At 66.5% G+C, this 21,450-nt stretch carries 21 protein-coding genes; 15 read left to right on the top strand and 6 right to left on the bottom strand.

The annotated features are described in order from the left end of the window. Positions 1-108: 108 nt before the first annotated feature. Both dnaK and dnaJ read left to right on the top strand, forming a co-directional pair. On the top strand, positions 109-2,076 hold the full coding sequence (gene dnaK, locus FQU85_RS11305; protein WP_145847954.1) for a molecular chaperone DnaK: 1,968 nt from the start codon (positions 109-111) through the stop codon (positions 2,074-2,076). Positions 2,077-2,100: 24 nt separating this feature from the next. Next, positions 2,101-3,264 carry a molecular chaperone DnaJ gene (dnaJ, locus tag FQU85_RS11300; protein WP_145847953.1) on the top strand — a complete coding sequence of 388 codons (1,164 nt, stop codon included), beginning with the start codon at positions 2,101-2,103 and terminating at the stop codon, positions 3,262-3,264. A 209-nt stretch (positions 3,265-3,473) separates the two neighbouring features. Here dnaJ and FQU85_RS11295 read toward each other — a convergent pair whose 3' ends face one another. Continuing rightward, the gene (locus FQU85_RS11295) at positions 3,474-4,910 is read right to left on the bottom strand and encodes a short-chain fatty acid transporter (RefSeq protein WP_145847951.1); all 1,437 of its coding nucleotides are present in this window, start codon (positions 4,908-4,910) and stop codon (positions 3,474-3,476) included. A 73-nt stretch (positions 4,911-4,983) separates the two neighbouring features. On the opposite strand from FQU85_RS11295, the gene FQU85_RS11290 reads away from it, so the two are divergent. Beyond that, on the top strand, positions 4,984-5,673 hold the full coding sequence (locus FQU85_RS11290; RefSeq protein ID WP_145847948.1) for an AMP-binding protein: 690 nt from the start codon (positions 4,984-4,986) through the stop codon (positions 5,671-5,673). A 25-nt stretch (positions 5,674-5,698) separates the two neighbouring features. Continuing rightward, positions 5,699-6,133: an NUDIX hydrolase gene (locus tag FQU85_RS11285; protein WP_145847946.1), complete on the top strand. Its 435-nt coding sequence runs from the start codon at positions 5,699-5,701 to the stop codon at positions 6,131-6,133. On the opposite strand, the gene FQU85_RS11280 is transcribed toward FQU85_RS11285, so the two are convergent. Next, positions 6,130-8,103 (bottom strand): AMP-binding protein, encoded by a 1,974-nt coding sequence (locus FQU85_RS11280; RefSeq protein ID WP_145847944.1) that lies wholly within the window; start codon positions 8,101-8,103, stop codon positions 6,130-6,132. The two genes, FQU85_RS11285 and FQU85_RS11280, sit on opposite strands and share 4 nt — an antisense overlap. Before the next feature lie 94 nt (positions 8,104-8,197). On the opposite strand from FQU85_RS11280, the gene FQU85_RS11275 reads away from it, so the two are divergent. The 4 genes from FQU85_RS11275 (at position 8,198) to mce (ending at position 12,330) form a co-directional block, all read left to right on the top strand. After that, positions 8,198-8,770: a GNAT family N-acetyltransferase gene (locus tag FQU85_RS11275; RefSeq protein WP_145847942.1), complete on the top strand. Its 573-nt coding sequence runs from the start codon at positions 8,198-8,200 to the stop codon at positions 8,768-8,770. Between the two features lie 78 nt (positions 8,771-8,848). Further along, the gene (locus FQU85_RS11270; RefSeq protein ID WP_145847940.1) at positions 8,849-10,168 is read left to right on the top strand and encodes a permease; all 1,320 of its coding nucleotides are present in this window, start codon (positions 8,849-8,851) and stop codon (positions 10,166-10,168) included. 60 nt (positions 10,169-10,228) lie between these two features. Beyond that, positions 10,229-11,911: a methylmalonyl-CoA mutase gene (locus FQU85_RS11265; RefSeq protein ID WP_145847938.1), complete on the top strand. Its 1,683-nt coding sequence runs from the start codon at positions 10,229-10,231 to the stop codon at positions 11,909-11,911. A 32-nt stretch (positions 11,912-11,943) separates the two neighbouring features. After that, positions 11,944-12,330, top strand: a complete 387-nt coding sequence (gene mce, locus FQU85_RS11260) for a methylmalonyl-CoA epimerase (protein WP_145847936.1) — start codon at positions 11,944-11,946, stop codon at positions 12,328-12,330. Here mce and FQU85_RS11255 read toward each other — a convergent pair. Beyond that, entirely contained in the window at positions 12,327-12,848 is a 522-nt protein-coding gene (locus tag FQU85_RS11255) for an NUDIX hydrolase (RefSeq protein ID WP_145847934.1), read from the bottom strand. The two genes, mce and FQU85_RS11255, sit on opposite strands and share 4 nt — an antisense overlap. 54 nt (positions 12,849-12,902) lie before the next feature. Next, positions 12,903-13,535, bottom strand: coding sequence for a ferredoxin--NADP reductase (locus FQU85_RS11250; RefSeq protein ID WP_145847932.1), 633 nt, complete (start codon positions 13,533-13,535; stop codon positions 12,903-12,905). 278 nt (positions 13,536-13,813) lie between these two features. On the opposite strand from FQU85_RS11250, the gene FQU85_RS11245 reads away from it, so the two are divergent. Both FQU85_RS11245 and FQU85_RS11240 read left to right on the top strand, forming a co-directional pair. Then, positions 13,814-15,556 carry a 2-oxoacid:acceptor oxidoreductase subunit alpha gene (locus FQU85_RS11245; protein WP_145847930.1) on the top strand — a complete coding sequence of 581 codons (1,743 nt, stop codon included), beginning with the start codon at positions 13,814-13,816 and terminating at the stop codon, positions 15,554-15,556. Next, positions 15,553-16,425, top strand: coding sequence for a 2-oxoacid:ferredoxin oxidoreductase subunit beta (locus tag FQU85_RS11240; RefSeq protein ID WP_145847928.1), 873 nt, complete (start codon positions 15,553-15,555; stop codon positions 16,423-16,425). Before FQU85_RS11245 ends, FQU85_RS11240 begins: the two co-directional genes overlap by 4 nt. Before the next feature lie 121 nt (positions 16,426-16,546). Here FQU85_RS11240 and FQU85_RS11235 read toward each other — a convergent pair whose 3' ends face one another. Continuing rightward, positions 16,547-16,939 carry a MaoC family dehydratase N-terminal domain-containing protein gene (locus FQU85_RS11235; RefSeq protein WP_145847926.1) on the bottom strand — a complete coding sequence of 131 codons (393 nt, stop codon included), beginning with the start codon at positions 16,937-16,939 and terminating at the stop codon, positions 16,547-16,549. A gap of 129 nt (positions 16,940-17,068) precedes the next feature. On the opposite strand from FQU85_RS11235, the gene FQU85_RS11230 reads away from it, so the two are divergent. The 3 genes from FQU85_RS11230 to FQU85_RS13415 are packed head-to-tail and all read left to right on the top strand — an operon-like array spanning position 17,069 to position 19,358. Beyond that, positions 17,069-18,295, top strand: a complete 1,227-nt coding sequence (locus FQU85_RS11230; protein ID WP_145847924.1) for a digeranylgeranylglycerophospholipid reductase — start codon at positions 17,069-17,071, stop codon at positions 18,293-18,295. 46 nt (positions 18,296-18,341) lie between these two features. Next, on the top strand, positions 18,342-19,160 hold the full coding sequence (locus tag FQU85_RS11225) for an aldo/keto reductase (RefSeq protein ID WP_240792428.1): 819 nt from the start codon (positions 18,342-18,344) through the stop codon (positions 19,158-19,160). 48 nt (positions 19,161-19,208) lie between these two features. After that, entirely contained in the window at positions 19,209-19,358 is a 150-nt protein-coding gene (locus tag FQU85_RS13415) for a hypothetical protein (protein WP_168219985.1), read from the top strand. 4 nt (positions 19,359-19,362) lie between these two features. Here the strand turns inward: FQU85_RS13415 and FQU85_RS11220 are convergent, their stop codons facing one another. Next, positions 19,363-19,770, bottom strand: a complete 408-nt coding sequence (locus FQU85_RS11220) for a glutaredoxin (protein WP_145847922.1) — start codon at positions 19,768-19,770, stop codon at positions 19,363-19,365. A gap of 101 nt (positions 19,771-19,871) precedes the next feature. Between FQU85_RS11220 and FQU85_RS11215 the strand changes: the two genes are divergently transcribed. Beyond that, complete coding sequence (locus FQU85_RS11215) at positions 19,872-20,822, top strand: acetamidase/formamidase family protein (protein WP_145847920.1); 951 nt, start codon at positions 19,872-19,874, stop codon at positions 20,820-20,822. 41 nt (positions 20,823-20,863) lie between these two features. After that, positions 20,864-21,448: a flavin reductase family protein gene (locus FQU85_RS11210; RefSeq protein ID WP_145847918.1), complete on the top strand. Its 585-nt coding sequence runs from the start codon at positions 20,864-20,866 to the stop codon at positions 21,446-21,448. Positions 21,449-21,450: the final 2 nt, after the last annotated feature.

Here is a 21,450-nt window from a genome sequence, read left to right as displayed (position 1 = left end):
CGGGAGGTGGGACGCCTCGAAACGCTTGTTTTCGAGGAGTACGGCGGTCGTGGTAGGCGTTCACACTAGCAAGGTTTAAACGAAACGCGCGGCTTATTCGGTACCAAGATGGCAAGCGAGAAAATTCTCGGTATCGACCTCGGTACCACGAACAGCGCGTTCGCCGTGATGGAGGGAGGCGACCCCGAAATCATCGTGAACTCGGAGGGCGACCGCACCACGCCTTCCGTCGTCGCGTTCGACGACGGCGAACGCCTCATCGGCAAACCGGCGAAGAACCAGGCCGTCCAGAACCCCGACCAGACCGTCGCGTCCATCAAGCGCCACATGGGCGAGGACGACTACACGGTCGAACTCGACGGCGAGGAGTACACACCCGAACAGGTGTCGGCGATGATCCTCCAGAAGATCAAGCGCGACGCCGAGGACTACCTCGGCGACGACGTCGAGAAGGCCGTCATCACCGTCCCCGCGTACTTCAACGACCGCCAGCGGCAGGCGACGAAGGACGCCGGGGAGATCGCGGGCTTCGAGGTCGAGCGCATCATCAACGAACCCACCGCCGCCTCGATGGCGTACGGGTTCAACGAGGGCGACGAGAAGACGATTCTCGTCTACGACCTCGGCGGCGGCACGTTCGACGTCTCGGTCCTCGAAATGGCGGAGGGCTACCACGAAGTCCTCGCGACGAACGGCGACAACGACCTCGGCGGCGACGACTGGGACGAGGCCATCATCGAGTGGCTCGCGGACGAGTTCGAGGACGAACACGGCATCGACCTCCGCGACGACCGCCAGAGCCTCCAGCGCCTGAAGGACGCGGCCGAAGAGGCGAAAATCGAACTCTCCAGCCGGAAGGAAACCACGATCAACCTCCCGTTCATCACCGCGACGGACTCCGGCCCCGTCCACCTCGAGAAGGACTTGACGCGCGCGAAGTTCGAGTCCCTGACGGCGGATCTCATCGAGCGCACGGTCGGCCCGACGGAGCAGGCGCTCGCGGACGCGGACCTCTCCAAGGACGACATCGACGAGGTCGTCCTCGTCGGTGGGTCCACGCGGATGCCGCAGGTCCAGGAGCAGGTCGAGGAACTCGCCGGCCAGGAGCCGAAGAAGAACGTCAACCCCGACGAGGCCGTCGCGCTCGGCGCGGCCGTGCAGGGCGGCGTGCTCTCCGGGGAAGTCGACGACATCGTCCTCCTCGACGTCACGCCGCTCAGTCTCGGTATCGAAGTGAAGGGCGGCCTGTTCGAGCGCCTCATCGAGAAGAACACCACCATCCCGACGGAGGCCTCCAAGGTGTTCACCACCGCGGCCGACAACCAGACCTCGGTCCAGATCCGTGTCTTCCAGGGCGAGCGCGAAATCGCCGAGGAGAACGAACTCCTCGGCGCGTTCCAGCTGTCCGGCATCCCGCCCGCGCCCGCCGGCACGCCCCAGATCGAAGTGACGTTCAACATCGACGCCGACGGTATCGTGAACGTCGAGGCCGAAGACCAGGGCTCGGGCAACAAGGAAGACATCACCATCGAGGGCGGCGCGGGTCTCAGCGACGAAGAGATCGAGCGCATGCAGGAGGAAGCGGAGAAGCACGAGGAAGAGGACGAGGAGCGCCGCGAGCACATCGAGGCGCGCAACGAGGCCGAGTCCGCGGTGCAGCGCGCGAACAAGCTCCTCGACGAGAACGAGGAGATGGTGGACGACGACACTCGCGAGGACGTCGAAGCCGCCATCGCCGATGTCGAGGACGTGCTCGACGACGAGGACGCGTCCACGGAAGCCCTCCAGTCCGCGACGGAGGACTTGACCGAGACGCTCCAGGAGATCGGCAAACAGGCCTACCAGCAACAGCAGGCGCAGGCCGGTGCGGCCGGCGGCGCTGGCCCCGGCGGCATGGGCGGCATGGGCGGCATGGGCGGTCAGGCCGGCCCCGGCGGCATGGGCGCGGAAGGCGGTGACGGCGAGGAGTTCGTCGACGCCGACTTCGAGGACGTTGACGAGACGCAGAGCGACTCGTCCGCGGGCCAGAGTGCAGGCTCTAGTGACGAAACTGACGCGCAGGACGAGGACAACTAACTATCCGGTCACTCGTCAGCATCGATGACTGAGAGCTACTACGACGTGCTCGGGGTGAGTCGGGACGCCGACGAGTCCGAGATAAAGCAGGCGTACCGAGAGCAGGTGAAGAAGTACCACCCCGACGTGAGCGACGAACCCGACGCCGAGGAGCAGTTCAAGAAACTCCAGCAGGCGAAGGAAGTGCTGACGGACGACGAGAAGCGCCAGGCGTACGACCAGCTCGGCCACGAGCGGTTCACGCAGGCGGAGAAGCGCGGCGGGTTCGACCAGGACGGCGGCGCCGGCGGTCAGGGCGGTGCTGGCGGGCCGTTCGGCGGTCAGGGCGGTGCTGGCGGAATGAACGACATCTTCGAGCAGTTCTTCGGCGGGATGGGCGGCCAGGGCCGCGGCGGTCGCGGCGGCCCCCAGCCCGGGCAAGACCTCCGCACCAGACTCAGCATCGACCTCGAAGACGCCTACGAGGGCGTCGAGAAACAGGTCACTGTCCGCCGGCCCGAGCGGTGTCCCGACTGCGGTGGCTCCGGTCATCCCGACGACGCGGACGTGCGGACGTGCCCGGAGTGTAACGGCCAGGGCCAGACGACGCGCACCCAGCAGACGCCGCTCGGACGCGTCCAGCAGACCCAGACGTGTCCCCGATGTGGCGGCGACGGCGAACTCTACAGCGAGAACTGCGACACGTGCGGCGGTCAGGGCGAGGTCGAACGCGACGCCACGCTCACCGTGAACGTCCCCGCGGGCATCCGGAGCGGCCAGACCCTCCGCATGGACGGCGAGGGCGCGCCCGGCGACCGACGCGCGCCGAACGGCGACCTCCTCATCGAAGTCGACGTCGACGACCACCCCGACTTCGAACGCGACGGCGACGACCTCCACCACCGCCACGCCATCAGCTTCCCGCAGGCGACCTTCGGCGACACCATCGAGGTTCCGACCGTCACCGGGAGCGCCGAGTTCGATCTGCCGGGCGGCACGCAGAGCGGCGAACGCTTCCGCCTCCAGGGCAAGGGAATGCCCCACCTCCGCGGCCGCGGCCACGGCGACCTCTACGTCACCGTCCAGGTCGTCACCCCCGACAGCCTCAACGAGGAGCAACGCGACGCCCTCGAAGCCTTCGCCGAAGCCGGCGGCGAAGAGATCGACGTCGAGCAGGGCTTCTTCGAGAAACTCAAGAACTCCTTCTAGCGTTTTTCCCGCTCGGGTTCGCCGGCGGCGAACCGCTTGCGTGCCCTCCTGTTCGCGCGAGCAAACGACAGCGAGCGTTCACGTCGGAATCCGGGGGGAGCGTCGGAGACGTGCAAGTGGGTTCGCGGACTCCACGACGTCCACCGTCCGTCCGCGCACGACTCCAGGGACGGAGGGAGGCCGCGACGCTGTCCGGCGAGTCGGTGTCCTCACATGGGGAGGATGGTGATGCCGACGGCGATGATGGCGCCGCTGCCGACGAGGACGACGACGCAGTACCCCATGATGTCGCGGACGCTGAGTCCGGAGATGGCGAGCAGCGGGATCGCCCAGAACGGCTGGAGCATGTTCGTCCACGCGTCGCCCCAGGCGGCCGCCATCGCGATGCGGGGGACGCTCTCGCCGCTGGCCTGCGCGGCGGTGACCAGGGTTTCACCGATGACCGCCCATTCGCCCCCTCCGGACGGGACGAAGACGTTGACGACGCCAGCCGTGAGGAACGCAACCGCAGGAAGCGCGCCGTCCGGGGAGAGCGCGACCATCTGCTGGGCGATCTGGGTAGCGAGGCTCGTTCCTTCCTGGGGGGCGTATCCCATGATTCCCATGATGCCCGCGTAGAACGGGAACTGGAGGATGATTCCCCAGACGTTCTCGACGCCGTCCTTCACGGCGTCGACGTACGCGCCGGGTGTGCCGTGGAGTGTGATACCGAGGAAGAGGAACGTGAAGTTGACGATGTTGAGGTTGAGGTTGTTCCACGGCATGACGCCGTTCTCGACGAGTGGGATGGCGAAGTAGAGCGCGACGGCGACGAGGCCGGCGAGTCCGATGGTGTACGCGATGAGCCGCGAGTGCTCGATGCGCTCGGCGAACGTCATGCTTCCGGTGGTCGGTGCGGGGTCCGCCGGACGACCGGGTTCGCCGGCGTCGTCGAGTTTCTCCGGGTCGATCGTCGTCTTCTTCGCGTCGTCTTCGGGGTACATGATCGCGAAGACGGCGGGGAGGAAGAGGAACGCGATGACGGCGAAGATGACGAGGTTCGCCACGGTGAATATCGTCTCTCCGGTGGGGATGGTCGACTCGAGGATGCCGCGCTGGAGGAGGAAGTTCCCGGCCTCGGCCGTCGAGTTGATATTGAGCGGGATGGAGCCGGCGAGGCCGCCGTGCCAGACGAGGAATCCGGCGTACGCGCCGGCGACGATGATCGGGAAGTCGATGGTGCGGATCTCGTCGGCGACCTTCTGAGCGAATATTGCGCCGACGACGAGGCCGAGCCCCCAGTGGATGAAGGACGCGACCGCGGCGACGACGGGGACGAACGCGGCGGCTCCCTTCTCGGATGACGGGAGTCCGGCGAGCCACGCGAGCAGGCGGTCGACCACGTCCGCTTGTGCGAGCGCGTATCCGGTGAGGAGGATGAGCGTCATCTGCATCGCGAACGTCAACAGCCCCCAGAATCCACCGTACCAGCCGTCCATGAGGATGTTCTTCGCGTGGGTCGGGTACCCGTTCGCGGGGGAGACGAACGCGAACGCGAGCGCGAACGCTACGAACGTGAGTCCGATCGCGAACAGGAACGCGTCTGGGAGGTATCGTTCGACGAGGCTGCTGCTCCACTCGGCCGCTCTCCTCACAATATTCGCCATTGGTACGTGCTGGCTTGTGTCATTATGTGCCTTAAATCGGTAGGATGAACTCGACTCTCGCACGAACGCCCGTATGGAGACGCTGTACGACCTCGTGAACGACCTCCCCGAGTCCGCTGCACTCCGCGCGCCGCCCCGGGAGTACAACCGCCGCGAACTCCGTCAGACGGCGTTCAAGACGGGGAACTTCCTCCGGCACTGCGGCGTCCACGAGGGCGCGACGGTCGCCGTTGCGGACGACCGCGCACCGGAAGCCGTGCTCGCGCTCCTCGGCGCGGCCCTGCTCGGCGCGCGCGTCCGGTTCGGTGCGACCGGCGACCTCGACGCCCGCGCGTACGTCGGGCCGACGGAGGCGCTCGACGACGTGTCGCTCCCCGCGGGCGGCCAGTACGTCGGGTACGGCGAGCGACCCGGCAACCCGAGTCGCGCGCACTTCGAGCGCGACGTGTGGAGCGAGAACCCCGCGTTTCCCCCGGTGTCGTTCAGCGGCGACGCGGTCGCGCTCGCCGGCGACGACCGCTACACGCACGCCGTCCTCCTCGACGCGGCGCGCCGCCTCGACTACGACAGCGACGACGTTGTCGCGGTGCGCGCGCCACTCGCGTATCCCGGGACGGTCGTCGCGGGCGTCCTCGCGCCCCTAGTCGCCGGGGCAACGATTCTCCTCCCGGATAGCGACACCACGGGAACGGTCGCCGTGACCACCGAGGACGCGCCCGAACAGCAGACGGTCGATCCGACACTGAGTCCCGAACGCGTATAGGAACCGTACGGGTCGGTTCGTGTCCATGTCCGAGAAAACCTGGCGGGACATCCGACCGGTCGCACTCGGCGTCCTCCGAAGAGGCGACGAAACCCTCCTCGCCCGCCACCGAGACCCGTCGGACGGGGAGACGTTCTATCGTCCAGTCGGCGGGGGATTCGAGTTCGGCGAGCACAGTCGCGACGCCGTCGTTCGCGAGTTCGCGGAGGAACTCGGCGTCGAGTTCACCGTTGAGCGCCGTCTCGGCACGCTCGAACGCACGTTCGGATTTGACGGGCGGCGCGGACACGAGATATGGCGTCTGTACGCGGGAACCACGGTCGAGGAGTGGCCGTACGAGCGCGACGAGTTCGAGGCGGAGGAACCCGAACACGGCGAGACGTTCCCCGTCGAGTGGGTCGAACTCGGTTCGCTCGACGACCTGACCGTCTACCCGGAGACTCTCGCGGCCGTTCTCTAGCGGGCTTCCTTCAGTTTCGCGAGCGCGTCCGGGTTCTCGATGCTGGAGAGGTCGCCGATGTCCTCGCCGGTGTACGCGCCCTCGATGGCGCGCCGAATGATCTTCCCCGACTGCGTCTTCGGGAACTCGTCGACGAACAGGATTTCCCGGGGCTTGAACGGCTTTCCGAGTTCCTCGCCGACCTGTCCGCGCAGCTCCTCGCGCAGCGCGTCGGACGGCTCGTAGCCGTCGGCGAGAATGACGTACGCGACGACGGCTTCGCCGGTCGTGTCGTCGGGGACGCCGACGGCGGCGGCCTGGGTGACGGCGTCGTGGTCGATGAGCGCGCCCTCGACTTCGGCGGGCCCCACTTTCCGGCCGGCGACGTTGAGCGCGTCGTCCGCGCGACCGTGGAGGAACCAGAACCCGTCGCCGTCCTTCTGCGCCCAGTCGCCGTGATCCCACATGTCCTCGAAGCTACTCCAGTACTCGTCGAGGTAGCGGTCGTCGCCGCTCCAGAGACTCTTCGTCATCGACGGACAGGAGGAGCGCGCGACGAGGAACCCGCGTTCGCCGGTGTCCGCGATCGAGTCGCCCCGGCTGTTCACGATGTCCACGTCCATCCCGAGGCCGGGGCCGCCGAGCGTGCAGGGCTTGAGGGGTTCGGTTGGGAGCGGCGAGAGGAAGCACCCGAAGATTTCGGTGCCGCCGGAGATGTTGATGATGGGCGCGTCGCCGCCCCCGACGTGCTCGTGGAACCACCGCCAGGACTCGGGATCCCAGGGTTCGCCGGTGGAGCCGAGAATTCGGATGCTGGAGAGGTCGTGGCCGTCAAGCCACTCGTCGCCGTGCTTGCGGAGCGCGCGAATCGCGGTGGGGCTGACGCCGAACGTCGTCACGTCGTGGGTGTCGATGAGGTCCCAGAACCGGTCGGGTTCGGGGTGGTCGGGCGCGCCCTCGTACATCACGACGGTGCCGCCGAGCGCGTGGTTCCCGATGAGCGTCCACGGCCCCATCATCCAGCCGATGTCGCTCACCCAGAAGAAGCGGTCGCTGGGCTTGTGGTCGAAGTTGAAGTGTATCTCCTTTGCGGGCTGAACGAGGCCGCCGGCGTGCGTGTGGACGATCCCCTTCGGTTTCCCTGTCGTGCCGGACGAGTAGAGGAGCATCGACTCGTCCGCGGACGCCATCTCGGTGGTGTCGTACTCGCCGGACTGAGTCGTGACGGCGTCCGCCCACCACTCGTCCCGGTCGTCGTCCCACGGAACGGCGTCCGTCTCGCCCCCCAGGCGGTCGAAGACGATGGTGTGTTCGACGTGCCCGGCCTGCGCGATGGCGTCGTCCGCGCCGCCCTTGAGGCGGACTGCGCTCCCGCGGCGGTAGAAGCCGTCTCCGGTGAACAGCACGCTACATTCGGCGTCGGCGATGCGGGTGGCGGTCGCGTCGACGCCGAACCCGCTGAAGATAGGGACGGCGATCGCGCCGACCTTGAAGACTCCGTAGAGGATTGAGACGACTTCGGGCACCATCGGCATGTAGAGGCCGACCGTGTCGCCCCGGCCGATGCCGCGTTCTTCGAGCGCGTTCGCGACCTGGTTCGACTCTCGATAGATGTCGTGATACGTCTGCTCGCGGACCTCGCCGTCCTCGCCCTCCCAGATCGTCGCGACGTGATTCCGGGTGCCGGAGTCGCGGCGGGCGTGTCGGTCGACGGTGTTGTGCGCGATGTTCAGCGACCCGCCGGGGTACCAGTCCGTGAACTGGGGGCCGTCGGACTCGTCGCGCACACTGTCCGGGTCGTCGTAGAAGTCGAGGCCGAGGTAGTCGGGGAGTTCGCCCCAGAACCAGTCGAGGTCGTTCGCGGAGCGCTCGCGGAGTTCGGCTTCGCTGTCGATCCCGTGCTCCCGCATGAACGCGCGGACGTTCGTGGCGTCGGCGAACGCCTCACCGGGTTCGTGGACGACCTCGTTCACGTCGTCGAGTGACTCCATGCGCGCAAATTCTGCCGGCTGTGTCTTATAATGCTGGGACGGCCGTCTTCCCGCTGGAGGAACGCTTTTGATGCGCGGGGCAGACGTCTCGTGTATGCACGTCAGGCCCGCGGAGAAACACGAGGAGGTGTGGTTGCTGGACCGGCTAGACGAGTTCGGGATGCCGGACCCCGCCTTTCGCTCCCGGGACTACGTGTTCGCGGTGGACGAGGAGACGGGCGGGAAGGCCGGGTTCGGTCGGCTCCGCGTTCACTCGGGCGACGAGACGTCCGTCTGCGAACTCACGAACATCGGCGTCCTGGTGGACTGGCGGAACCGCGGCGTCGGCGCGCACGTCGTCGAACGGCTCGTGGAGTCCGCGTACGACCAGGGGTTCGACCGCGTCTTCTCGCTCAGCGTCGAACCCGCGTACCTCGAACAGTTCGGGTTCGAGCGGATTGACGAGTCCACACTGCCCGACCCACTCGTCCGCCGCCTCGCCGAAGTCCGCGAGACGGAGGGCGAGGACGCCGTTCCGCTCGTACTCGACGTGGACGACTTCTCCGTTCCGGGCCGACTCCGCCGCCGGTTCCGGTCTGAGGAGGGCGAGAACGACCCACAGGAGACCGCGGAGGACTTCGGTATCGACTCCGAGACAGCGACCTACAAGTACGACACCGGCGGTTAACGACGCCGAATTTTCCCGGGAATTCACCTCGGATTCTGAGCCCCAAACGGCGTAAGCGGGGCGTTCCTTCTATCACGTATGGAGCGACGGGACTACCTCGTTCTGGTGGCGTTCGCGGCCCTCATCGTCGCAGGCGGTGCGATTGCGTCGACCGAACCGCTCGACACGTACCTCCTCACGGGCGCGGAGGAGACGGTGCGGACCGCGGTCGAGATGGCGTGGATAACGTGGTGGGCGCTCGTGCTCGGGTTCGCCATCGCCGGCGGCGTCGAGGCCTGGCTGTCCGAGGACGACATCTCCCAGCACCTGGAGGGCGCGGGCGTCCGCGAACTCGGCACCGCGACGTTCTTCGGGTTCGTCTCCTCCTCCTGTTCGTACTCCGCCATCGCCACGGCGAAGAACCTCTTCAAGAAGGGCGCGAGCGCCGCCGCCAGTCTGGGCGCGTTCATGTTCGCCTCGACGAACCTCGTCATCGAGATCGGGTTCGTCATCTGGATTCTGCTCGGCTGGGAGTTCGTCGTCGCGGACTTCGTCGGCGGCGTCGTCCTCATCGGCCTGATGGCGGTCGGGTTCCGGTTCGTCCCGGACGAAGTCGTCGAGTCCGCGCGCGAGCACGCGTCAGACGACACCACCGTCCGCGACCCGAACTGCGGGATGGAAGTCGACCCCGACGAGACCGAGCACACCGTCGAGTACGACGGAACGACCTACTACTTCTGCTCTGCGTCCTGCAAGCGCGGCTGGAACCCCGCGGACGCCGACACCACCGTCGTGGAGCAGGCGACCTCGCTCTCCGGGTGGCGCGCGCTCGCGGACAAGCAACTCAAGGAGTGGGGGATGCTCTGGGACGAGATCGCCATCGGGTTCGTGTTCGCCGGTCTCATCGCCGGGTTCGTGCCGGACTCCGTCTGGCACGCGGTCTTCGCCGGGCCGATCGTCGGCGAGTACACGTACGTCGTCTGGACCGCCGTCTTGGGAGCCGTCGTCGGCATCGCGACGTTCGTCTGCTCCGTCGGGAACGTCCCGTTCGGCGCGATTCTCTGGACGCGCGGCCTGCCGTTCGGGAGCGTGCTCTCCTACATCTACGCCGACCTCGTCATCCCGCCCATCATGCAGGCGTACCGGGAGTACTACGGCACCACGTTCGCCGCCGTCCTTTCGGCGATGATATTCGTCGCCGCCGTCGTCACCGGCGTCGCCGTCCACGTCGCGTTCGACCTCCTCGGTCTCATCCCCGACCCCGCGAGCGCGACCGTCGAGCGCATCTCCATCGAACTCGACTACAAGGCCGCGCTCAACGCCCTCGCCACCGCCGCCTTCCTCGCGCTCTACTCCCTCCACCGCACCGGTGACAGCAGTAGCGGCCACAGCGACGGTCACGCTCACGGGAGCGAGTGACGGCGGCGTTCAGTTCCCTAACGTACAACCATTAAGACGGTCTCGCTCGTTCCCCAAGGTATGTTCGACGACGACGACCTCGCGAGTATCCGCGAGGCAAAGGAGGAGTGGGAGGAAGAGACCCTCGACCCCGTGCTCGACCGGTTCGGCGAGCGCAAGGACGAGTTCGACACGGACACGGGCGGGCAGACAGTAGATCGGCTCTACACGCCGAACGACGTGAGCGACCTCGACTACGAAGAGGATCTCGGGTTCCCCGGCGAAGACCCCTACACGCGCGGCGTCTACTCCACGGGCTACCGCGGCCGCCTCTGGACGATGCGGCAGTACGCGGGCTTCGGCACGCCCGAGGAGACGAACGAGCGCTTTCGCTACCTCATCGACCAGGGGTCGTCGGGGCTCTCGATGGCGTTCGACCTCCCGACCCAGATGGGGTACGACTCGGACGCGGCGATGAGCGCGGGCGAGGTCGGGAAGTCCGGCGTCGCCATCGACACGCTCGCGGACTTCGAGAAGGTGTTTGACGGCATCCCGCTCGACGAAGTCAGCACGTCGATGACCATCAACGCGCCCGCCTCCGTGTTGCTCGCGATGTACATCGCCGTCGGCGACAAGCAGGGCGTCGACCGCGACGAACTCCGGGGAACCATCCAGAACGACGTGCTCAAGGAGTACGTCGCGCGCAACACCTACATCTATCCGCCCGAGCCGTCGATGCGCATCATCACGGACATCTTCGAGTTCTGCGCGGAGGAGACGCCGAACTTCAACACGATCTCGATCTCGGGCTACCACATCCGGGAGGCCGGTTCGACGGCCGCCCAGGAAGTCGCGTTCACGCTCGGAAACGGCATCGAGTACGTCGAGGCCGCGCTGGACGCCGGTCTGGACGTAGACGAGTTCGCGCCACAGCTCTCCTTCTTCTTCAACGCCCACAACAACATCCTGGAGGAAGCCGCGAAGTTCCGCGCCGCCCGCCGGATGTGGGCGCAGATCATGGATGAGCGCTTCGACGCCGACGACCCGCAGTCGAAGCAGTTGAAGTTCCACACGCAGACCGCCGGCTCCACGCTGACCGCCCAGCAGATAGAGAACAACGTCGTGCGCGTCGCGTATCAGGCGCTCGCCGCGGTTCTGGGGGGAACGCAGAGCCTGCACACGAACGGAAAGGACGAGGCGCTGTCGCTCCCCACGGAGAAGTCCGTGCGGACGGCACTGCGCACCCAGCAGATTCTCGCGCACGAGTCGGGCGCGGCGGACACCATCGACCCGCTCGCCGGCAGTTACTACGTCGAATCCCTCACGGACGACATCGAGGACGAGGCCTTCGACTTGCTCGACACCGTCGACGAGAAGGGCGGAATGCTGTCCGCCATCCAGCAGCAGTGGGTGCAGCGCCAGATTCAGGACGTGGCGTACGAGCGCCAGCAGGAGATCGAGGACGGCGAGCGCACCATCGTCGGCGTGAACGAGTACGAGGTCGACGAGGAACCCGAAGTCGACATCGAGGAAGTCACCGAGGAGGACGAGAAGCGCAAAATCGAGGGCCTGGAGTCCGTGAAGGACGAGCGCGACGACGCCGCGGTCGAGGAACGCCTCGCGGCGCTCCGGACGGCCGCGGAGGGCGACGAGAACCTCATGCCGTACATCGTCGCCGCGGTAAAGGCGTACGCGACGGTCGGCGAGATCTGTAACGTCCTCCGCGACGTGTTCGGCGAGTACCAGCCCGGCACCGCACTCTAACCTTTATCGGGCCGTCGCCCCCACGTCGACGTATGCGTCTCGACCACGTCGGCGTCGCCACCCAGGACGCCGTCAGTCTCGCGGAACAGTACGTCTCGTTGTTCGACGCCGAACTCGCGCACGAAGAAGCCTTCCAGGGGATGAACGTCTGCTTTCTCGACCTCGGAAACGCCTACCTCGAACTCCTCGAACCCACGGGAGCGGAGACGACTATCGGGCGGTATCTGGACGAGAACGGGCCGGGAGCCCATCACGTCGCGTTCCTCACGGACGACATCGAGGACGCGCTCGAGCGCGCGCGGGACGCCGGTGTCTCTCTGGTGGACGAAGAACCCCGAGAGGGCGCGTGGGGTCACACGGTCGCGTTCCTCCATCCTCGCGACACGGGCGGCGTGCTCGTGGAGTACGTAGCGCACTAGTCGTCGCCGGCCGCGGGCGACAAGCGCTCCGAAAGATGGGGGCCGACCTCTCGCGGCGGACGGGAGAACCACTGCGCGTCCGAGATGCCGGGGCCGAGCGCGAGGTCGGTCTCGTCCGCCTCCGCTTCGAAGAACACCCAGAGGCCGGTGACGCCCTCGCCGCCGTCCACGAGCGCGAACTCGCGTTCGATGGCGGCGAACGCGTCCACGACCGTGCACTCGATGCCGACCTGCTCGGCGACGTACTGCGTGCCAGCCCTCGCGTGCGTGTCGTGCCGGGAGAGGCTTCCGCCGGGAACATCCCAGGCGTCACCGCTGTCCTCGCGAACGAGCAAGAATTCGTTTTCGTGTGAGACGAGGACGCGGGCGCCGCCGAGTTCGCCGTTGTCCGCGGCGTTCATGCACTCGACGTACATCTCGCGCGGAACCGGCGTCGACTCGCGGTGGATCGGAACCTCCCCGTAGACGTCTTCGAGCCGGTCAAGAACTCGGTTCACGTCGTGTTCGGGGTCGTCCATTCCAGAGTCTACGTGGAGGGACGGTCGGAGAAAACTTAAAATCGTTCCCCGGGATCACCCGAAGGACTCGATTTTCGCGTCGTCGCTGTCGACACCGCGTGCTTCGAGGATGTCGGCGACTTCCCGCACGAACTCGCTGAACCCGTAGACGAACACTTGACCGCCGACCGCGGAGAGCGCGGCGTCCACCGCGGGCCCGAGGTCGTTCCCGACGAGGAACACGTCCGCGCCGTGGTCGGCGAGGCTCGCGAGTCGGTCGGTGTGCGCGTGCGCGTCGTCGAGGTAGACGACCGCGACGTCGCCGCCGTCCTGAACGACGCGCTCCGCGATACCGACCGCGGGGCCGACGCCGGGGCCGCCGACGACGAGCGTCACCGCGGGTTCGCCCTCGTAGAACGCGTGTCCGAACGGGCCGTTGATGCCGACGGTATCGCCGGGCTCGAGCGATTCGAGGTGGGGGCCGACCGTGCCGTCGGGGTCGACGCCGACCGTGACTTCGAGGCGGTCGTCGGCGTCCGGCGAGGAGAGCGTGTAGTGGCGCGCTTCCTCGTTTCCGTCTACGGTGACCGCGAGCTGTACGAACTGCCCGGGTTTCGCGTCGAAGTCCTCGGGCGCGTCCAACTGAATGGCGATTGTGTCGGGGCCGACCGCGCGAACCGCGCGAACCGTCACCTCCGTCGTGTCCATACTCGTGGTTGCCGTGGCCGGGGGAAAGCAGTTGCGTTAGGGGTCACGTCGACCGGCGTCCGCGATCCGTCCCGGGCTGTGCGTGCGGCCGCGACCGACGCCGAGACGCTCGGGTCGAACCGGTATTTCGACCGGGGAAAGAGCGAGGAACGGACAGTGAGAACGATAAACACGAACGGGCGTTCAGTAATTATCTTTCGACTCGGACAAAAATCGATTTCGAGACGTCCACCGGGTTCAGAAGGCTTTTTGCCGGGCGATTCGGAAGCCTACACCACATGCACGAGGACCTGAACTGGGCCATCGGCGGCGAAGCCGGCGATGGAATCGACTCCACCGGCAAGATCTTCGCACAGGCGCTCTCGCGCGCCGGCCGGCACGTCTTCACCTCGAAGGACTTCGCGTCCCGCATCCGGGGTGGCTACACCGCATACAAGGTACGAACGTCCGTCGACAAGGTTCGCAGCGTCGTGGATCGCCTCGACATCCTCATCGCGCTCACCGAACGCACCGTCGACGAGAACCTCGACGAACTGCACGACGGCAGCGTCATCATCTACGACGGCGAGCGCACCGAGTTCTCCGACTTCGAAGCCCCCGACGACGTCACGGGCCTCGACGTTCCGCTCAAATCGCTCGCTGAGGACGCGGGCGGCGCCATCATGCGCAACATCGTCGCGCTCGGCGCCGTCTGTGAAGTCGCCGGGTTCCCCATCGAGAACCTCGACGAGTCCCTCGAGAAGAAGTTCGGCGGGAAGGGCGAGAAGATCGTCGAGAACAACAAGGAGGCCGCGCGTCTCGGCGCGGACTACGTCACCGAGGAGTTCGACCTCGCGTTCGACTTCGACCTCGAGACCACGGACAACGACTACGTCCTCCTGAACGGCGACGAAGCCATCGGGATGGGCGCCATCGCCGCCGGCTGTAAGTTCTACGCCGGCTACCCCATCACGCCCGCGACGGACGTGATGACGTACCTCAAGGGCCGCATCGAGAACTTCGGCGGGCACGTCGTCCAGGCCGAAGACGAACTCGCCGCCATCAACATGGCGCTCGGTGCGGCGCGCGCCGGCGCGCGCTCCATGACCGCGACCAGCGGCCCCGGCATCGACCTGATGACGGAGACCTTCGGATTGGTCGCCACCTCGGAGACGCCGCTCGTCATCACGAACGTCATGCGCTCCGGCCCCAGTACGGGGATGCCGACGAAGCAGGAGCAGGGCGACCTGAACCAGATGCTGTACGGCGGCCACGGCGAGATCCCGCGGTTCGTCCTCGCGCCCACGACGGTCGCGGAGTGCTTCTGGAAGACCATCGAGGCGTTCAACCTCGCCGAGAAGTACCAGACGCCCGTCTACCTCACCGCCGACCTCGCGATGGCGGTCACCGAGCAGACGTTCGACCCCGAGACGTTCGACATGGACGCGGTCGAAATCGACCGCGGGAAGGTCGTCGACGAGGACGACATCTCGAAGTGGCAGAACGAGAAAGACCAGTTCAAGCCGCACGCCGTGACCGCCGACGGCGTCAGCCCCCGCGCCTTCCCCGGCACGGAGGGCGGCGTGCACATGAGCACGGGCCTCGAACACGACGAACTCGGCCGCCGCACCGAGGACGTGGACGTGCGCGTCGAACAGGTCGACAAGCGCCAGCAGAAGGTCACCACCGCAGAGGAGGAAGAGGACTTCTCCTACCGCGAGTTCGGCAACCCCGACTCCGACAACCTCGTCATCTCGTGGGGTTCCAACGAGGGAACGCTCATCGAGGCGATGGACTACCTCGACCAGGAGGACGTCGACGTGCGCCTGCTCTCCGTCCCCTACATCTTCCCGCGACCAGACCTCACGGAGGACGTCGAGGAGGCCGAGGATGTCGTCGTCGTCGAGTGTAACGCGACCGGGCAGTTCGCCGACCTCGTCGAGCACGACACGCTTACCCGCGTGAAGCGTGTGAACAAGTACAACGGCGTCCAGTTCAAGGCGGACGAACTCGCCGAGGACATCCAGGAGGAACTAGCATGAGCTCCAACGTCAGATTCACCGACTTCAAGTCCGACAAGCAGCCCACCTGGTGTCCCGGGTGTGGCGACTTCGGCACGATGAACGGCATGATGAAAGCCCTCGCGAACACCGGGAACTCGCCCGACGACACGTTCGTCGTCGCGGGTATCGGGTGCTCGGGGAAGATCGGGACGTACATGCGCTCGTACGCGCTCCACGGCGTCCACGGTCGCGCGCTCCCCGTCGGTACGGGCGTCAAACTCGCGAACCCCGACCTCGAAGTGATGGTCGCGGGCGGCGACGGCGACGGCTACTCCATCGGCGTCGGTCACTTCATCCACGCCGTCCGCCGGAACATCGACATCACGTACGTCGTGATGGACAACCGCATCTACGGCCTCACCAAGGGCCAGGCGTCCCCGACCAGCCGGTCGGACTTCGAGACCGCGACCACGCCCGAGGGCTCCAAGCAGCCGCCCGTGAATCCGCTCGCGCTCGCGCTGTCCGCGGGCGGGAGCTTCATCGCGCAGTCCTTCAGCAGTCACGCCCAGCGCCACACGGAAATCATCGAGGAAGCCATCGAACACGACGGCTTCAGCCTCGTGAACACGTTCAGCCCGTGCGTGACGTTCAACGACGTGGACACCTACGACTACTTCCGCGACAGCCTCGTCGACCTCGGCGGCGACGACGCGGACTACGACCCGAGCGACCGGGAGCAGGCGAAGGACAAGATCCTCGACAGCGAGAAGGAGTACATGGGCGTCCTCTACCAGGACGACGACGTGCAGTCCTACGAACAGGCCCACGGCGTCGAGGGCAACATGGCGGACATCGACACCGACGGCGCGCCCGACGGCGCGATGGACCTCGTCCGCGAGTTCTACTAACGGACTTTTTTGCTCGGCGGGTCGCGCGAAGCGCGACCGCTTGAGCAAAAACCTCCACTAAAAACGCCGAGCACGCCGACGGCGCGCTCGGTACGATGTCAGTGCAATCACCGCGACCGCCTTATTCTTTCCAGACGACGCCCTCGAACGAGCCTGTGAGGACTTCGTCTCCCGCTTCGTTCGTGCAGACGTTTTCGCCGCGGATGTCGTAGCGGTCGTCGCGTTCTTCCACGTCCGTGAGCGTGGTTTCGCAGGTGATGGGTTCGCCCGTATAGACTGGTCTGTGGAAGTGGTTATCCATGTGGTAGGCGAGCACGCCGAGCGCGGAGCCGATGGCGGTCGGGAGCGTCGCGGTGAGGAGTCCCTGCACCATCAGTCGCCCCTCGTCGTCGGGCACGCTGTGAACGGGCTGGTCGTCGTGCGAGAGCTCCGCGAACGATTCGACCTCGTCGGTAGTGAACGTCCGCTCGTAGGTGTACGTATCTCCCTCCTCGGGCGGCAGACTCACGTCCATACGCCCGGGTCGTGGCGGAGAGCCGTAATCCCCGGCGATTCGGTTCTGTTCTCCGGGAAACGTCGGAATACGGGCGCTCTGCGTGCGTATTCGGAAAGGTTGATTAGCGCGACGGGGATGTTTCTGGGTATGACTGAGCGTTTCGACGTGGTAATCGCGGGAGCGGGGCCGGCGGGCGCGCAGTGCGCTCGCGACCTGGCGCAACGCGATTACGACGTTCTCGTTCTCGAAACCGAACCAGAAGACGAGTTCCCGCGACAGTCGAACAAGTCCACTGCGGGAACCTTCCCCTCTATGATGGGCGCGTTCGGGATTCCCGACGACGTGGTGATGCAGTTCACGGACAGCGTCGTCCTCGAGTCCCCGAACGAGCACTTCGTCCAGAACCAGCCCGGTGCGGTGCTGGAGTTCGCGGACTTCAAGCGCTTCCTCGTCGAGGAGGGGCGAGAGCACGGCGCGGAGTACCGCTTCGGCTCCCGCGTCTCGAAGCCCATCATGGAGAACGGTGAAATCGTGGGCGTCGAGTACAGCGGCGACGAGGAAGTGTACGCGGACATCGTCGTCGACGCGACGGGCCCGGCCGCGCCGCTCGCGAAACACCTCGGTGTGAGCGACCTGGAGCGCCACAATCAGGCCATCGGCATCGAGTGGGAGATGGACGGCGTCGCGGTCGACCATCCCGACTACGCCGACCTCCACGGCGCGATGATGCTCCGCCTCGACCACGACCTCGCGCCCGGCGGCTACTCCTGGATCTTCCACACGGGCGAGGACACGGCGAAGGTCGGGCTGTGTTACATCCAGAACGAGTCCTACCAGGAGCGCGGAAAGGACGGAATGAGCATCGACGGCTACCTCGACTACTGGCTCGACAACGACCCCCGGTTCGAGAACGCGACGAAACTCGACGGTAAACAGCACCGCGGCTCCGCGCACATCCAGGAACCCGGACAGCTCTGCACGGACAGCTTCATGGCAATCGGGGACACCGTGCCGAGCATCGACCCGCTCTGGGGCGAGGGAATCCACAAGGGCATGAAGTCCGCGCGCGCCGCCGCCATCACCGCCGACCGCTGTCTCACCGGAACCGTGGACACGTCGAAGGCGGCGATGGAGACGTACGCCGACCTCTGGCATCAGGACGTCGCGCCGGGGGCGAAGCGCCGCCTCGCGATGACGCGCCTCCTGTACCTCGCGGACGACGACCGCTACGACCGCCTCCTCCGTGACGTGAAGGACGCGAACATGGACACGCTCACGGACGCGAACGGCGGAAACCCGATCGCGATCGCGAAATTCCTCCACTTCGACGACCTCTCGCTCCTCAAGCGCCTCGTCACCGAGCACTACCTGTAGCGCCGCTACCAAAACGTCTTTTCACGTTCCGCTCCATCCAACAGATATGTCTGAGTTCGACTACCCCCAGCATAGCGGCATGCCCGCGCTCGGTATCGGCACCTGGCAGAACGAAGACCCCGAACAGTGCGCGCAGTCCGTGCAGACCGCGCTCGACATGGGGTACCGTCACGTGGACACCGCCCAGATTTACGGGAACGAGGACGCCGTCGGCGACGGCATCGAACGGGCCGACGTCGACCGCGACGACGTGTTCCTCGCGACGAAAATCTGGACGAGCGAACTCTCCCACGACGACGTCCTGGAGAGCTTCGAGGAGAGCCTCGACAAACTCGGGACGGACTACGTCGACCTGCTCTACGTCCACTGGCCGGCGAACGAGTACGACGCCGAAGACACGCTCTCCGCGTTCGACGAACTCTACGACGAGGGGAAGATAGAGCGCGTCGGCGTCTCGAACTTCGAACCCCGTCATCTCGACGAGGCCCGGGACGTCCTCGACGCGCCGCTGTTCGCGAATCAGGTCGAGTTCCATCCGTTCCTCCCCCAGACGGAACTCCGCGAGTACACGGAAGCGCACGACGTCGAACTCGTCGGGTACAGCCCGCTCGCCCGCGGCGCGGTCTTCGACGACGACACTATCGCGGAGGTCGCGGAGACGCACGACGCGAGCGCCGCGCAGGTCGCGCTGGCGTGGGCGCGCGAGAAGGGCGTCACCGCCATCCCGAAAGCCACGAGCGAGGAACACATCCGGGACAACTGGGAGAGCCTCGGCGTCGACCTCGACCCCGAGGACGTCGAGAAGATCGACGGCATCGACCGTCGCGAACGCGAGGTCGACCCCGACTTCGCCCCCTGGAACTAGCGGTTACTCGGCTCCGGTTTTTTGTTTTTCGAGCGCCTACCCGTCGGTATGGCAGTCGTCGAAACGCTGGCGGTCACGGCACTCGCGCTCGCCGCCGTCGGCGTCGTTCTCTACGTCGTGTACTCGGTTCTCGGAGTTGCGCGTGAACGCTATCGGGACGGAAAGCGGGCAGTGCCCGAGTCGGAGGAAGACCGGTAGTTCGTCAGAACGGGGATTCGACGGTCTGGTCGTCGTCTGCGTCGTCGCTCGCGTCGACCTCGACGTCTTCGGCGTTCAGCGTCTCCGCCAGGTCGCCGCGTTCGTCGAGTTCGGCGAGGATGTCGCTCCCGCCGACGAACTCGCCCTCGACGTACGTCTGGGGGATGGTCTCCCAGCCGGAGTACTCTTCGAGCGCGGCGCGGAACGCCTCCAGGTTCTGGAGCACGTCCACGGTCTCCACGTCCTCTCTGTACTTGGTGAGGAGGCCGATGGCGCGCTTGGAGAACCCGCACTGGGGCATCATCGGCGTGCCCTTCATGAACAGCACGACCTCGTTGTTCTCGATGGTGTCGTCCACGAGCTCCTGGACTTCGTCGGTGTCGAGGCCTTCGTCGGCGGGGTCGAACGTCATACACGAATGGTGGGTGTCGAGGGGGAAATGCGTTGCGTCACCTCACACCGCCGCCGCTCGGGGCACCTATCGTTAAGTCGACTCGTGTCGTCCGTGTGCGTATGGCATACAGCGTGGATTACGAGTTGGGCGACGACGACGAGAACATCCACAACGCGTGGGACAACTCCCTCGACCCGATTCTCACCGTCGAACCCGGCGAGGTGGTGCGCTTCGAGTGCCGGGACGCCGTGGACGGCCAGGTGGACATGGAGACGACCGCCGCGGAGTTCGGCGAGGTGAGTTTCGACCCCGTTCACCCGCTCACCGGCCCGGTCTCCGTCGAGGGCGCGGAACCCGGGGACGTCCTCGAAGTCGAACTCCTCGACCTCGAACACAAGGGCTGGGGGTACACGGGCTTCATGCCGGGCGACATGGGTCTCGGCCTGCTCCCCGAGGACTTCGAGGACTCGGGCTATCACGCCTGGGAACTCGACGGCGACACCGGCCACTTCGTGAACGACATCGACGTCCCGCTCCACCCGTTCCCGGGAACCATCGGGAACGCGCCCGCGGCGGACGGCGCGCACGACACCCTCCCGCCGCGCGACGTGGGCGGGAACATGGACGTAAAGCACATGACCGCCGGCTCCACGATATACCTCCCCGTCGAGGTCGCGGGCGCGCTGTTCTCCACCGGCGACTGTCACGCAGCACAGGGCGACGGCGAAGTCTGCGTGACCGGCATCGAAGCCCCGATGTTCGTCACCGCGCGCTTCGACGTCCGCACGGACATGGACATCTCCCAGCCCCAGTTCGAGAGCGACCACCCGTACACGCCGACCGGCGCGGACGAACCGATGTACGCCACCACCGGCATCGCCGACGACCTCATGGACGCCACGAAGAAGGCGATTCGCCACATGATAGACCACCTCGAAGCCGAACGCGACCTCACTCGCGGCGAGGCCTACATCCTCTGCTCCGCCGTCGTCGACCTCAAAATCAGCGAGGTCGTGGACGCCCCCAACTGGACGGTCACGGCGTACCTGCCGGAGTCCATCTTCCCGTAGCGAGTCGAAAGGGACTCGGCGGGCGGGCGAGTGCTCGGGGTATGGAGTACGCGCCGGACGAGGTGGGGTCGATGTACCGAACGCTCTCGGGGGCGGTGGTGCCGCGTCCCATCGCGTGGGTGTCCTCGACGAGCGCGGACGGGGTGGACAACCTCGCGCCGTACAGCTTCTTCAACGTCGTGTCGGTGGAGCCGCCGACGGTGATGTTCTCGCCGATAGACACGGGCGAGCGCTCGAAGGACACGACGCGGAACGTCCGGGAGACGCAGGAGTTCGTGGTGAACGTCGTCACCGGGGAGACGGTGGAGGCGATGAACGAGACGAGCGCGACCCTGCGCGCGGAGGCGTCCGAGTTCGAGCACGCGGGCGTGACGCGCGTCGAGTCGGAGCGAGTGGCGCCCCCGCGGGTGGCGGAGTCCCCGGTGAACTTCGAGTGCTCGCTCTACGACACGCTCCGCGTCGGCGACTCCGTGCTCGTCGTCGGCGAGGTGGAGTACGTGCACGTGGACGACGCGCTCGCGCCCGAGGGCGAACTGGACGTGCGGGAACTCGACGCCGTCGGCCGCCTCGCGGGCAGTCTCTACTCCTACACGCGAGACCGGTTCTCGCTCGAACGCCCCCCGTAGCG

It is taken from the genome of Salarchaeum sp. JOR-1 (assembly GCF_007833275.1).
GTDB lineage: Archaea > Halobacteriota > Halobacteria > Halobacteriales > Halobacteriaceae > Salarchaeum.
This window is presented reverse-complemented; position numbering and strand designations above follow the sequence as displayed.